This window comes from uncultured Phascolarctobacterium sp. (genome assembly GCF_905212365.1).
Taxonomy (GTDB): Bacteria; Bacillota; Negativicutes; order Acidaminococcales; family Acidaminococcaceae; genus Phascolarctobacterium_A.
Window position 1 is genome coordinate 1 of record NZ_CAJMEH010000062.1, and the last position, 12,946, is coordinate 12,946.

Genomic DNA, 12,946 nt, shown 5'->3' on the forward strand with positions numbered 1-12,946 from the left:
GCGGCGGCCGCCAACAAAACGGCGAAGCACAAGCAACTCAATAACCTGAATATTTTCTGCATAGTTTGCACCTCCTTACGGACGCAAATCAAGCGATATGCAGCAAAATTTTTATTGCGCCGCGCACTACCTTGATTTGATAGGCCAGCGCTCTGAGATAAACGTCATCCGCAGCCACGCTTTCGCTTTGTGTGCGCTTTACTACTACGCCGCAAACCGCTCCGGCTTTCAAACCCAAGGCCTGGCTGACGACAAAGAGCGCGGAAGTTTCCATTTCGTAGTTGAGCGCGCCCAGCGCCTGCCATTCGCGCATACTGCCCTGAAAACGCCGCGGCACGTAGCCGGTAAAGCTGTCATAGCGTTCCTGCCCCGGCCAGAAAGTGTCGCTGGAAACGGCGACGCCAACGTGAAAGGGAGCGCAGCAAGAGCGCGCCGCCTGCGCCAAAGCGCCCGTGACGCTAAAGCTGGCTACCGCCGGAAATTCCTGCGGCGCGTAATGCCCCGACGTACCGTCAAGACGCACGGCAGCTTTATTGATAATCACGTCGCCTAAATTTATTTTTTCCTGAATCGTTCCCGTCGTGCCCACGCGAATCACATGGGTAATGCCCAAACGCGCCAGCTCTTCGAGACAAATGCCGACGGACGGCCCGCCCATGCCCGTAGAGCACACTAAAACCGGCGCGCCGTCAACACGCGCCAGCCAGCTGGTGTACTCGCGGTGGCTGGCGATAAAGCGCGCGCCCTCGCCCAAGGTTTTGGCCAAGGGTTCCACGCGGCCGGGGTCGCCCGGCAGCACGGCCAACACAGCGCCCTGCAAATCTTTTTTGGCGAAGCCCACGTGATACATAACCTCGTCAAAAGCGGCGTAATTTTTTTCCATAAAATCGCCCCCTTATTTTGCGTAGATCGCTGCCTTCCCCGTAAAGGTCGGCTCCAGCCCCATATAATCGGCAATCGTCCTACCGATATCGGCGAAGGTATCCATGGGCGCCAGCTGCGCGCAGCGCATCCCCGCGCCGGAAAACAGCACGGGAATTTTTTCGCGCGTGTGGTCCGTGCCGTGCCAGCTGGGGTCGTTGCCATGGTCCGCCGTAATCAGCAACAAATCGTCGGGCCACAGTAAAGCCGTAATTTCCGGCAGCCGCTTATCAAAATATTCCAGAGCCTCGCCGTAGCCGCGAATGTCGCGGCGATGACCGTAGCTGGAATCAAAATCCACAAAATTCGTAAAGACGATGGCGTTATTCGGCGCGTCCTGCACCGCCTGCACCGTTGCGTCCACCAATTTATCCAGACCTCCGGCAGCGTAATGCTTCGTAATGCCGCGGTGAGCGAAAATATCCGCAATCTTGCCCACGGCGTACACGCTGCCGCCGGCCGCCGTCATTTTATCCAGCAGCGTCGGCTGCGGCGCAGGCACTGCGTAATCGTGGCGGTTGGTCGTACGGACGAAATTCTCCGCGCACGTCCCCACGAAGGGGCGGGCGATAACGCGGGCGATTTTATAGGGCTGCACCAGTTCAAAGGCCAGCTTGCACAAAGCGTACAGCCTTTCCAAACCGAAAGTCTCTTCGTGCGCCGCGATTTGCAAAACGCTGTCCGCCGAGGTATAAACGATGGGCTTGCCCGTCCGCAAATGCTCCTCGCCTAGCTCCTTAATAATTTCCGTGCCGGAAGCATGGTTCTCGCCCAAAACGCCGGGCAGATTTCCCCGCTCGATAAGTTTGTCTATAAGCTCATGCGGAAAGCACTTGGGTACGTCGGGGAAATAACCCCAATCGAAATCCACCGGCACACCCGCAATTTCCCAGTGACCACTCAAGGTATCCTTGCCGCGGCTCACCTCCTGGGCGTAGGTATACGCGCCCACGCTGTGCTCCGCGCCTAACGCAGCGGGCAGCGCCGCGCCCCGGCTCAGCTCCGCCGCTTTTTGCAGGCCGCGGGCCGCCAGATTCGGCAAATACAAAGGCTGCGCTTTGCCCTGCGCGTCCTTGCGGTTATCAACAAACCATTGGCAGATATGCCCAAGGGTATCGGCGCCTTCGTCGCCAAAGGCCGCGGCATCATGCGCATAGCCGATGCCAAAAGAATCTAAAAGTAAAATTATCGTCCTCGCCATTTTTTCACCTGCTTTACACAAGATAAACTGCGAAACGCGTGCCGTACTTAAAAGCCCAGGCTTTCGCCCACTAAAATTACTTTAATGCGCTGCGGCGTGCGGCAGGTTCTGGTAATAACCACCTGGGAGCAAATGCTCTGCGCCAAAGCGCACTCAGCGCAAGCGCCGGTCTTGGCGCAGGGCGTCGGCAGCCCGGCAAAACGAGCGGCGTTAAGGGGAGCGGCTACGTTGCGCGCTCTGTCCAGCGCGCCCTCCAGCGTACCTGCCACCTTGTTCATGCCTGCGATAACAATGACCTGTTTGGGTCCGTAAATCAGCGCGGCCACACGGTTGCCGTTGCCGTCGATATTCACCAGCTGACCGTCCTTGCTGATGGCATTCGCGCTCATCAAATAAGTATCGCACAGCAGAGCCCGGCGCATCAGCTCCGTTTTTTCTTCAGCGTTCGCCGCCGTATCCCTATCGATAACGGGATTGCGCCGCTTAATCGTCTCCAGCAGTCCTATTTCCTGAATCGTTACGGAGCCGCCCCAGGACACCACATCCTCCGCGGGAATCAGCTCCAGCGCTTTAGCCAGCGCCGCGTTTTTATCAGCGCAGTAATATGCGCCGAAGCCGCGCTGGGTTAATTTTTTTACCAGCGTTTCGCCTAATAATTGATTACGTAAAATTTCTGCCTGTTCCATAATTCTGCCTCCCGTTCAGCAGCCGTCAGTCCTCCAAATCGCCGATAACTACCTCGTCCTTGCCGTCCTGCTCTGCCAGATAAACGTTGATGGCTTCCTTATGCGAAGTCGGTACGTTCTTGCCGGCAAAATCAGCGCGAATCGGCAGCTCGCGATGGCCGCGGTCGATGAGCACTGCCAGCTGAATAGCCTTAGGACGCCCCATATCGATAATCGCGTCCAGAGCGGCGCGGATAGTACGGCCGGTGTACAGTACGTCGTCCACCAGAATAACGGTTTTTCCCTGCAAATCGATATCGATTTCCGTTCCGTGTACGATGGGGTTATAGGCCAATGTGGAAAGGTCGTCGCGGTACAGGGTGATATCCAGCATACCTACGGGCAACTCCACATTTTCAATGCCCTTAATGGCGGCGGCCAGACGCTCGGCAATGGGCACGCCGCGAGTGCGGATGCCTACCAGCACCACGTTTTCCACACCCTTGTTCCTTTCGATAATTTCATGGGAAATACGCACGATGGCGCGGCGCATAGCGTCGGCGTCCATAATCACATTCTTTTTTACAAAATTGCTCATTTAAGTCACCTCTAAAAAATTTTATCTTTGCCAGCTCAGCTCCCCCCAAGGGGCCAGAGCAAAATAAACTAATTAAACTGCCCTAAGCGCAGGCGCGTCACAATCTTCTGCAAATCCTCCGGCAGAGTCGCTTCAAAATGCAGCCGCTGACCGGTACGCGGATGATCAAATTCCAGCGTTTGGGAATGCAGCGCCTGCCCGTTAATAGCGAAGGGCGTTTTCATCGGCGAATATTTAGGGTCGCCCACCAGAGGATAACCTAAATATTCCATATGCACGCGAATCTGATGCGTGCGCCCGGTGCGCAGCCTGCAGCGCACAATGGTGTACTTGCCGAAGCGCTCAAGCACCCGGTATTCCGTAATGGCATGACGGCCGTCCTCCTTAACCACCGCCATTTTTTTACGGTCATTTTTATCGCGGGCAATAAGCGTTTCGATAACGCCCTCGTCAGTTTTAATATTGCCGCGCACCACCGCCAAATAAGCGCGCTGCGCCGTTTTATTCTGAATCTGCTGGGACAAGGACAGATGCGCCGCGTCGTTTTTGGCGCAAATCATAATACCGCTGGTATCCTTATCCAACCGGTGGACGATGCCCGGACGAATCACGCCGTTGATGCCCGATAAATTTTTGCAGTGGTACAGCAGCGCGTTGACCAGTGTGCCGTTGTAATTGCCCGCCGCCGGATGCACCACCATGCCGCGCGGTTTGTTGACCACTACTACGTCATCGTCCTCGTAAATAATATCCAAGGGAATATTTTCCGGCTGCACGTCCAAGGGCTGAGGTTCCGGCAGCGTAACGGTAATTTCGTCTCCCAGCCGCAGCTTATAATTGGCCTTGAGCACCTTCGCGCCCTTCACGGCGCGCCCCTCCTCCAGCAGCTTCTGCATATTGGAACGGGTCAGTTCCAGCATCGAAGCCAGAGCCACGTCGGCCCGCTGCCCAGCCTCCTGCTCCGTAATAATCAGTTTTTCCTGCTCGCCAGCAGCTCCGTTTGCACTATACTCCATATAATACTTCCAACTCCTACGCAAATAGCGATATCCGCCACATTGAATACAGGCCAGATACGAAAATCAAAAAAGTCGATTACCAAACCCTGGCGGGTGCGGTCGATAAGGTTGCCGATAGCGCCGCCGACAAACAGCGCCGCGCCGTAACAGGCCCAGGGGCCGTTAGCCGCAATTTCCCGCCGCAGGAACCACACGCAGCCCATCACCGCCAGGGCAATGACCACGAACAGCCAGCGGCTGCCCTCCATAATACCAAAGGCTGCGCCCGGATTTAAAATGTACGTCCAGTGAAAAATATTTTCAAGCACCGGCACGCTTTCCCCCACCGCAAAATGCGCTGCAACATAAAGCTTTGTCAGCTGATCCGCAAGCACCACTGCCAAAGCCAGCAAACCATAAAGCATATAAGTTCTCCTATTGTTCTGTATTCTTATCTAATGTATCTAATATCTTTTGCAATTCCTGTCTGAGCTCCGGGAAATCTATTTTCGCAGTATTATAGACGTCCTCCATACGCAGCGTTTGATATTTATGCGCCGTTAAATCGCGCATCCCAGCAATAGCTTTCCAAGGAATCAGCGGATAAATATTTCTGGTTTCATCAGTAATATTCTTTATCAGCTCACCGATGTTAATAACTGTCATACAAATAGCTCGCTTCAATTTTTCGTCAATTAAAAATTGTTCTAAGCCTACTTCCCCTAACATATCAAAACCAATATCTATTTCTGCAATTACTTTCTGCAAAATAATTTTGTCCCTACGCGACATATAAATCTACCTCATGATTTATTTCCAGCAAATCTTCTGAGCGCATCGGCCCATGCACAACATCAACAGGCAGCCCCAACAAATCCTCCAAACGCAGGCGTACCTGCGATAAAGTCAGCAAGGATACCGGCTGATAAAATTCAATAATTAAATCTACATCGCTGTCGTTTCTGTTAGTATTATCTGCACGCGAGCCAAAAAGCGTAATTTTTTTGATAGGATATTCATGAACCACAGTATGTACAATATTTTTCATTTGCGCAATATCCATAATTCACTCCTCCTTAAGTATTCAATAAATCACTTTATTAATTATACCATGTCTACCGCGGCTCTGCCGTCGCCTGCGGCTCGTCAATCGCCGGGTGCCAGGTATATGTTGTACATCAGCTCTCGCTTCGCCTTCCGGCTCGCGAATCCCTGTGTACAACATTATACCACACTCACGGCATGAAAATACAGCCGACACACAAACTTACAAAAAAATCCCCTGCTTTGTTACAAGCAGGGGACATAATCTTGCAGTTTAGTAGAGCAGCTTGTTGGCGATAACCAAGCGCTGAATTTGGTTAGTGCCTTCGTAAATCTGCATGATCTTAGCGTCGCGCATCATCTTCTCTACAGGATATTCCTTGGTATAACCGTAACCGCCCATTACCTGTACGGCATCGGTAGTAACCTGCATAGCTACGTCTGCGGCATAGCACTTAGCCATAGCGGCCTCCTTGGAAAATTCCATGCCCTGGTCGCGCATCCAGCAAGCCTTCAGCACCAGCAGGCGGGCAGTTTCAACCTTCATGGCCATATCAGCCAGCATTGCCTGTACCATTTGGAAGGAAGCGATGGGCTGACCAAACTGACGGCGCTCCTTAGCATATTTTACAGCGCAGTCCAAAGCAGCCTGAGCGATACCAACGGACACAGCGCCAACGAAAGGACGAGCGCTGTCCAGAGTGTTCATGGCAATGCGGAAGCCTTCGCCTTCGCGGCCTACGCGATAGGATTCGGGAATAACTACGTCCTGCAGCACCAGCTCGCAGGTATTGGAGGGACGAATGCCCATCTTGTCTTCTTTTTTACCGATGGTGAAGCCCGGAGTACCCTTCGGTACGATGAACGCAGTCAAGCCGCGGATGCCGCCGGTTTTGCGGGTGTTGGCGAATACCAGGAAGATATCGGCCAAGCCGCCGTTGGTAATGAACATTTTAGTACCATTCAGAGTATAGGTTCCGTTCTCTTTATTCTTTTCCGCACGGGTGGAAACGCCGCCTGCATCGCTGCCAGCGCCGGGTTCAGTCAGTGCGAAAGCGGCCAGACCGCCGTTATTCAGTACGTCGCAGTACATTTTCTTTTGCTCGTCGGTGCCGGCCAAAAGCACCGGCACCGTTGCCAGGCTGTTGGCGGCCAAGCTGGTTGCTACGCCTGCGCAGCCCTTGCCCAGCTCTTCATAAATGGTTGCGATAGAAATGCTGTCCAGACCGGGGCCGTCCAGCTCTTCAGGAACGATAACATTCAAAAGGCCCATTTCGTCGGCCTTGGCAATCAGGCCGTCGCGCATATGGTTCTCTTTATCCATTTCAGCGGCATAGGGAGCGATCTCCTTTTCAACAAACTCCCTCACCATTTCCTGTAATTCAAGTTGTTCCTCGTTCAGTGCAAAATCCATCATATCCTCCTTAAATATTTTGCGGACAAGCCGCAATCATTATCCCATTCCAAACTAATGCGGATAGGTTCACCATTTGTCTGGTATTTCTTCAAAACGACCGACAACAAACATCGTTGTCAAAATAGTTGCCATTAAGGTATCGTCTGCATCATACATTTCAGCTTCGATTACCATGGTTTTATGCCCATTGTGGCGAATCCTGCTTCTAACATAAACCCGTCCGCCGCTATGCACATTACGGATAAAATTCATACTGAAATTAAGCGTGGCTACCGCTGCGCCTACGCTGGCTCCCGTCACGCCTAAGACAGAATCGGCCAAGGCTGCCAATACGCCTCCGTGACAAATGCCGCGATGATTAAAATGCTTCAGCGGATCGATTTCCAGACTAACGACCGCGCCGCCGCAGGTTACTTCATCAATATGAACGCCAAAATTAGTCATAAAGGAATTGTAACCGTACATTTTGCGGATGTAAGCGGGAACATCCTTTACCTGTTCCACCACCGGCCATCGCCATCCTTTCGCCAGATGCAAATACTACTGTCATTATATCTTTGATATTTTACCACAAATTTGCTTTTAACTCAACACTTTGGTGCAAAAAACATTGCAGCAGGGTTAATTTTCTTATTCTGGAAAAAGCCCTCTTCTGCAAAAACGCCCTGACAGCTCCGCTTGCGCGATGCCGTCAAGGCGTTTAAATTTGTCTTGTTAAGTTGACTTTCAGGATAACGCAGCGTTACCAGAAAGCTGCGGCCAGCCTAAACCAGCAGTCCCTCCTCATCGTCCCACAGCACTACCTTATCCTCCTTCAGCGAAGCCTGCACGCGAATCACGCGCTGATTGGCGCTGCCGCGAAAGCGCAGGTTAGGATTTTTCAGCTCCAGCACAAATTCGCCGTCCACTAAAATATCGATGTAGGACAACATTTCCTGGGTAATCTCCCACGGCCCTAAATTGCCGGTCAGCATATCCTTTTCAAAATTATAGCCGCTGTAGCACCACAAATCCTTGTGCGGAAATTTTTCTTTAAAGCGACGCAGGAAAGGCAGCAGCGCCGCCTGATTAGCGGGTTCAAAAGGCTCGCCGCCCAACAGGCTCAGGCCGCGGATATGGCTGTTTTCCAGCAGGCGGAAAATTTTTTCCTCCGTTTCCTGCGTAAAGGGCTGTCCGTAATTAAAATCCCAGGCTTCGGGGTTAAAGCACCCCTTGCAATGGTGGGTGCAGCCGCTGACGAATAAGGACACGCGCAGACCGGGACCGTTAGCGATATCCAGATTTTTTATCGTTGCGTAATTCATAAAGGCTCACCCTCTTACAAGTGCATTACGCGGGCCTTGATTTCCTTCGTCTTGCCCACATTCCAGAAATTTTCGCCCAAATAGCCGCAGGTACGGCGGATAACGGTCATCTTGCCATGGTCCTTATTGTGGCAAACGGGGCATTCCCATTCGTTGTCGTCGTTAATGGTAATTTCGCCGTCAAAGCCGCAGACGTGGCAATAGTCGGATTTAGTATTAAATTCGGCGTATTGGATATTGTCGTAGATAAATTTAACGACTTCTTCCAAGGCTTCGGTATTGTGACGCATATTGGGAATTTCCACATAGGAAATAGCGCCGCCGGAGGAAATTTTCTGGAACTGGCTTTCAAATTCAAATTTGCTGAAAGCGTCGATGTCCTCGCGTACATCTACATGGTAGGAGTTGGTGTAATAGCCCTTATCCGTTACGTCGGCAATAGTGCCGAAGCGCTCCTTGTCGATACGGGCGAAGCGGTAGCACAGGCTTTCGGCCGGCGTACCGTACAGGCCGAAGCCGATACCGGTCTGAGCCTTCCATTTATCACAGGCGCCGCGCATCCGGTTCATCAGGCGCAGAGCGAACTCTCTGCCCTCCGGCGTAGTGTGGCTGACGCCCTTCATCAGCTTAGTAACTTCATACAGGCCAATGTAGCCCAAGGAAATGGTGGAATAGCCGTTTTCCAGGAACTTGTCGATGGTTTCGCCCTTTTCCAAACGGGCGATAGCGCCGTACTGCCAATGCACGGGGCTGACGTCGCTCTTGGTTCCCTTCAAAGCGTTATGACGGCACATCAGCGCTTCGTAGCACAGCTCCAAACGCTCATCCAGCAGCTTCCAGAATTTTTGCTCGTCGCCCTCGGCCACAATGCCGATTTGCGGCAGGTTCAGGGATACTACGCCCTGATTGAAGCGGCCTTCAAATTTGTAGTTGCCGTTTTCGTCCTTCCAGGGAGAAAGGAAACTGCGGCAGCCCATGGGGGAGAAGACATTGCCCTCGTAATTCTCGCGCATCTTCTTGGCGCTGATATAGTCGGGATACATGCGCTTGGCGCTGCATTTTACAGCCAAACGGGTAATATAATCGTATTTGCCGCCCTTCAGGCAGTTGTGCTCGTCCAAAACGTAAACCAGCTTGGGGAAAGCAGGCGTTACATAAACGCCCTTATCGTTCTTAATGCCTTGCAAGCGCTGGCGCAGAATTTCTTCCACAATCATAGCGTTTTCTTTCAGGTAGGGGTCGCCCTCACGCAGGTTCAAAAACAGCGTTACAAAGGGGGACTGGCCGTTGGTGGTCATTAAGGTATTGATTTGGTATTGAATTGTCTGCACGCCGCTGCGCAGCTCGTAGCGCAAGCGCTCGTTAATAAGCTGCTCCAGAGTTTCGGCGTCCACATGATTATCTGCCGCCTCTAAAATGCAGTTCTTGAATTTTTCGTAGCTGCGGCGCAGATATTTGCCCAGATGGCTGATATCCACCGACTGGCCGCCGTATTGGCTGGAGGCTACGGAAGCGATAATCTGGGTCATAACGGTGCAGGCTACCTGAAAGCTTCTGGGGCTTTCAATAAGCTTGCCGTTCATAACCGTGCCGTTGTCCAGCATATCGCCAATATTTATCAGGCAGCAGTTAAAAATCGGCTGAATAAAATAATCGGCGTCGTGAAAATGCAGCACGCCCTCCTCGTGAGCCTTGCTGATTTTTTCCGGCAGCATAATACGCTTGGTCAAATCCTTGGACACCTCGCCGGCAATTAAATCGCGCTGAGTGGAGGCCATAGTTGCGTTCTTATTGGAATTTTCCTCCATAACGTCCTTATTGCTGTTACGAATCAAAGACAGAATAGATTCGTCGGTGGTGTTGGCCTTACGCACCAGCGCGCGCTGGTAACGGTAAATAATATACTGCTTGGCCAGCTCGAACTTGCCCTCGTCCATCAAGCCATGCTCCACCATATCCTGAATATCCTCCACCAGCAGACGCATACGATTGCGGTTCTGCACATTTTTGGCAATCTTATGAATCTTGTCCTCCTCGATGCGATATTCCGGATCGACAGCCGCATTCGCCTTTTGAATAGCTACGACAATTTTACTGCTGTCAAAATCTACGGTGGCGCCGTCGCGCTTGATAACCTTCATTTCCATTCTTCCTTTCAGATACTAGCGATATATTTTCATTAGGAGCGCAGGCAGCGGACAAGCCTTGAACCTGCGCGTTCACGACAGTCAAAATTAGTGACTCGCATTGTGTTACAAACCTATTGTACCACAATATATCGTGCGTGTAAATAGATTTATAAACAATATCTTGTTTTCCCGTATTGTAGACCCTGCCCCCTGTTAATGTTGCACTAACTACTTTTTCACCGTATTTTTTATTGCTGGCTTTACAGCCGCGTCCCGCGCGGGAGCATGCTCAACAAAAAACGCCGCCGCAAAAGCTGCGTCAGCGCCGATTTTTTAACGTGTCGCCTTTGTACATCATCTTAAAATGTGGTAGAATATAATGCGTCACATTATTTTCTTGGGAGCGATGCTTTATGAACAATTCTCCGGCCAAAAAGAACAGCCTGGGCGGCATTTTAATGCTCACGGCCTGCGCCTTCATTTGGGGTACGGCCTTCATTGCCCAAAGTCTGGGCAGCGATTACGCCGAGCCGCTGACCTTTAACTGCGCCCGCAGCGTCTTAGCCACAATTTTTTTGCTGGGCTGCTGCCTGGTTATCGATAAAATCTCCGGCCATCCCTTTACTATTTTAGGGACGAAGGACCCGCTGCGCCGCGAACGGCTGCTCAAGGGCGGCGTGCTCTGCGGCGTCGCGCTCAGCTTGGCAAGCTTTATGCAGCAGCTGGGCATTATGTACACCACCGTGGGCAAAAGCGGTTTCATTACCGCTCTGTATATCGTGCTGGTGCCGCTGCTCAGCTTTCTCGTGCTGCGCCGTTCCGTAAGCCTGCTGCAATGGGCAAGCGTAGCCGTCGCCGCCGTAGGCATGTATTTTATCTGCATCAACGAAGGCTTTTCCATCAACAAGGGCGACTTTTATACTCTAATCTGCGCCTTTTGCTTTGCCGGACAAATTATCTGCGTCGACAAAATTATTACCGATTTGGACGGCGTGCGCCTGTCCCTCGTGCAATTTGCCACCTGCACCGTGCTTAACGGCGTACTGATGCTGATTTTTGAAAATCCCTCCTGGAGCAGCGTTGTGCAGGGCTGGCTCCCTATCGCCTACGCAGGCATTATGTCAAGCGGCGTCGCCTACACTCTGCAAATAGTAGGGCAACGGCACTGCGCGCCCGTACTAGCCTGTATGCTCATGAGCCTGGAATCGGCCTTCGCCCTGCTCAGCGGCTGGCTCCTTTTAGGCCAAGCCATGAGCGCCCGCGAAATTTTTGGCTGCGCTTTAGTTTTCGCCGCCATCATGCTGGCGCAAATCCCCGCAAACATGCTGCCCTGGAACAAGGAAAAGTAATAAAGTAATAACGTAATTAAAGAAACAGCGAAGGCTGCATACGCTTTACCGTACGCAGCCTTCGCTTATTTTTTCAGTTGTTGAGATTTACTATCTGCATCTGCGTTAAGCACAAATGCTGTTAGTTTTAATGAATAGTCATACCACCGTCCACAAAGTGAACCTCTGCCTTGCGTTCGCGTTCATTGCGCTGCTTATCCCATTGGTACCAGGGGTATTTATCTTCCGCCTGCCAAACGTCAGGGTTGCTCGGGTCGGTCGGGTCGATCGGCTTGGTCGGATCGATCGGGTCAGTCGGGTCGGTAACAGTCAGCGTACCAGATTTGATTTCATAAGTGTAGTTTTCACTCAATGTGTCATTGTTAAGGCTGCTGTCCAAGTCATAATATTGCCCATCGATAGTAATGCCGATAGTATGCTTGCCGACTTCGGCAGCAACGCCGTCGTCTTGCGGGCCATAGCTATAATCGCCAAACAGGCCGGTATCGCTGTCGCCATTGGTTATGCCGCTGATATTGCCGGTGTACTGCGGTTGGTCGCCGCCGGCAGGCATTGTTTGGTCGTTAACGGTGATGGTGATGTGTGCCTTCGTTACGTCGGATTTGCCATCGGTTACCTTTACGTTGTAGTTCTTCTCCAGCCCTTCTGCGCCGCTGACATTTGCAGTCCACTCATAGCTTCCTGCGTCGCTGGTCTTTGTCGGGCTATCGATAGTTCCTTCTGCTATAGCACCATCACTAAGAACATTGAGCAACAATTTCAGGCTTTCTTCCGTATCGCCGTTTGTCAGGTTATCAACATTATAGCCATAATCTGCCTTGTCCAGGTTGCCGTAAACTCTTGTTACGTCGTTCAGCGTTATCGTCAGCTCTGTTTTGTTAACCGTCGCATCGCCTGCGTTCACTGTTACATCGTAGTTACCCAGCGTGCTCAGCCCTTCGATGTTCACTGCGCCTCCATAGCTTCCTGCATCCTTCGTCCATACTCCGTTCGTTCCATCCTTCGCTGCGTCGTTCGTGTAGCTGATTGTTCCCAGTACGCTTGCAGCGTCGCCGTTTACAAGCCCTGCGTTCTCACCGAACGTATATCTGTACTTGCTCCCGTCAAACCTCGTCCCGTATGTCGTTTCTGCATTCCCTACGTTGATTATCAAATCAGCCTTATTAACTACAATGCCACCGTTTGCAGTATCATCAATAGTGTAGTTATCTGCCTTATCGCCATTCAAAGTGATATTGGAAATGCTTAGACTGTCTCCATATGTCCCTGCATCCGCAGTATCCCTGCTGCCCTTGTTTTCAGCATATTTGCCGCCAGCTG

General features: G+C 51.8%; 14 protein-coding genes. 1 reads left to right on the top strand and 13 read right to left on the bottom strand.

Annotated features, from left to right (window positions below; all coding sequences use genetic code 11):
- Window positions 1-88 precede the first annotated feature (88 nt).
- The 12 genes from udp to nrdD all read right to left on the bottom strand — a co-directional run bounded on the left by udp (window position 89) and on the right by nrdD (window position 10,289).
- On the bottom strand, window positions 89-883 hold the full coding sequence (gene udp / locus QZ105_RS08910) for a uridine phosphorylase (protein WP_293729568.1): 795 nt from the start codon (window positions 881-883) through the stop codon (window positions 89-91).
- A gap of 12 nt (window positions 884-895) precedes the next feature.
- Window positions 896-2,122, bottom strand: coding sequence for a phosphopentomutase (locus tag QZ105_RS08915; RefSeq protein ID WP_293729569.1), 1,227 nt, complete (start codon window positions 2,120-2,122; stop codon window positions 896-898).
- A gap of 47 nt (window positions 2,123-2,169) precedes the next feature.
- On the bottom strand, window positions 2,170-2,808 hold the full coding sequence (locus QZ105_RS08920; protein WP_293729570.1) for a lactate utilization protein: 639 nt from the start codon (window positions 2,806-2,808) through the stop codon (window positions 2,170-2,172).
- A 25-nt stretch (window positions 2,809-2,833) separates the two neighbouring features.
- Window positions 2,834-3,385, bottom strand: coding sequence for a bifunctional pyr operon transcriptional regulator/uracil phosphoribosyltransferase PyrR (gene pyrR, locus QZ105_RS08925; RefSeq protein ID WP_293729571.1), 552 nt, complete (start codon window positions 3,383-3,385; stop codon window positions 2,834-2,836).
- Between the two features lie 68 nt (window positions 3,386-3,453).
- Entirely contained in the window at window positions 3,454-4,401 is a 948-nt protein-coding gene (locus tag QZ105_RS08930) for an RluA family pseudouridine synthase (RefSeq protein WP_293729572.1), read from the bottom strand.
- Window positions 4,356-4,808, bottom strand: coding sequence for a signal peptidase II (gene lspA, locus QZ105_RS08935; protein ID WP_293729573.1), 453 nt, complete (start codon window positions 4,806-4,808; stop codon window positions 4,356-4,358). The genes QZ105_RS08930 and lspA overlap by 46 nt, the downstream gene beginning before the upstream one ends.
- A gap of 10 nt (window positions 4,809-4,818) precedes the next feature.
- On the bottom strand, window positions 4,819-5,151 hold the full coding sequence (locus QZ105_RS08940) for a HepT-like ribonuclease domain-containing protein (protein WP_293729574.1): 333 nt from the start codon (window positions 5,149-5,151) through the stop codon (window positions 4,819-4,821).
- Between the two features lie 13 nt (window positions 5,152-5,164).
- On the bottom strand, window positions 5,165-5,446 hold the full coding sequence (locus QZ105_RS08945) for a nucleotidyltransferase domain-containing protein (protein ID WP_293729575.1): 282 nt from the start codon (window positions 5,444-5,446) through the stop codon (window positions 5,165-5,167).
- 255 nt (window positions 5,447-5,701) lie between these two features.
- A complete protein-coding gene (locus QZ105_RS08950) occupies window positions 5,702-6,841 on the bottom strand; it encodes an acyl-CoA dehydrogenase family protein (protein ID WP_293729581.1) in 1,140 nt (379 codons plus the stop codon).
- A 69-nt stretch (window positions 6,842-6,910) separates the two neighbouring features.
- Entirely contained in the window at window positions 6,911-7,351 is a 441-nt protein-coding gene (locus QZ105_RS08955) for a PaaI family thioesterase (RefSeq protein ID WP_293729576.1), read from the bottom strand.
- Window positions 7,352-7,608: 257 nt separating this feature from the next.
- Entirely contained in the window at window positions 7,609-8,148 is a 540-nt protein-coding gene (nrdG, locus tag QZ105_RS08960; RefSeq protein WP_293729577.1) for an anaerobic ribonucleoside-triphosphate reductase activating protein, read from the bottom strand.
- 14 nt (window positions 8,149-8,162) lie between these two features.
- Entirely contained in the window at window positions 8,163-10,289 is a 2,127-nt protein-coding gene (nrdD, locus tag QZ105_RS08965) for an anaerobic ribonucleoside-triphosphate reductase (RefSeq protein ID WP_293729578.1), read from the bottom strand.
- A gap of 401 nt (window positions 10,290-10,690) precedes the next feature.
- Here nrdD and QZ105_RS08970 point away from each other — a divergent pair, with 401 nt between their 5' ends.
- Entirely contained in the window at window positions 10,691-11,626 is a 936-nt protein-coding gene (locus tag QZ105_RS08970; RefSeq protein ID WP_293729579.1) for a DMT family transporter, read from the top strand.
- Window positions 11,627-11,753: 127 nt separating this feature from the next.
- Here QZ105_RS08970 and QZ105_RS08975 read toward each other — a convergent pair whose 3' ends face one another.
- Window positions 11,754-12,575 carry an MBG domain-containing protein gene (locus QZ105_RS08975; RefSeq protein WP_293729580.1) on the bottom strand — a complete coding sequence of 274 codons (822 nt, stop codon included), beginning with the start codon at window positions 12,573-12,575 and terminating at the stop codon, window positions 11,754-11,756.
- Between the last annotated feature and the right edge of the window lie 371 nt (window positions 12,576-12,946).

Bases quoted from the DNA above. Each gene is read 5' to 3' on its own strand.
- QZ105_RS08920 (WP_293729570.1), bottom strand. From the start codon at position 2,808: ATGGAACAGGCAGAAATTTTACGTAATCAATTATTAGGCGAAACGCTG.
- pyrR (WP_293729571.1), bottom strand. From the start codon at position 3,385: ATGAGCAATTTTGTAAAAAAGAATGTGATTATGGACGCCGACGCTATG.
- nrdD (WP_293729578.1), bottom strand. From the start codon at position 10,289: ATGAAGGTTATCAAGCGCGACGGCGCCACCGTAGATTTTGACAGCAGT.
- QZ105_RS08970 (WP_293729579.1), top strand. From the start codon at position 10,691: ATGAACAATTCTCCGGCCAAAAAGAACAGCCTGGGCGGCATTTTAATG.
- QZ105_RS08950 (WP_293729581.1), bottom strand. From the start codon at position 6,841: ATGGATTTTGCACTGAACGAGGAACAACTTGAATTACAGGAAATGGTG.
- lspA (WP_293729573.1), bottom strand. From the start codon at position 4,808: ATGCTTTATGGTTTGCTGGCTTTGGCAGTGGTGCTTGCGGATCAGCTG.
- udp (WP_293729568.1), bottom strand. From the start codon at position 883: ATGGAAAAAAATTACGCCGCTTTTGACGAGGTTATGTATCACGTGGGC.
- QZ105_RS08930 (WP_293729572.1), bottom strand. From the start codon at position 4,401: ATGGAGTATAGTGCAAACGGAGCTGCTGGCGAGCAGGAAAAACTGATT.
- nrdG (WP_293729577.1), bottom strand. From the start codon at position 8,148: ATGAATTACGCAACGATAAAAAATCTGGATATCGCTAACGGTCCCGGT.
- QZ105_RS08915 (WP_293729569.1), bottom strand. From the start codon at position 2,122: ATGGCGAGGACGATAATTTTACTTTTAGATTCTTTTGGCATCGGCTAT.
- QZ105_RS08945 (WP_293729575.1), bottom strand. From the start codon at position 5,446: ATGGATATTGCGCAAATGAAAAATATTGTACATACTGTGGTTCATGAA.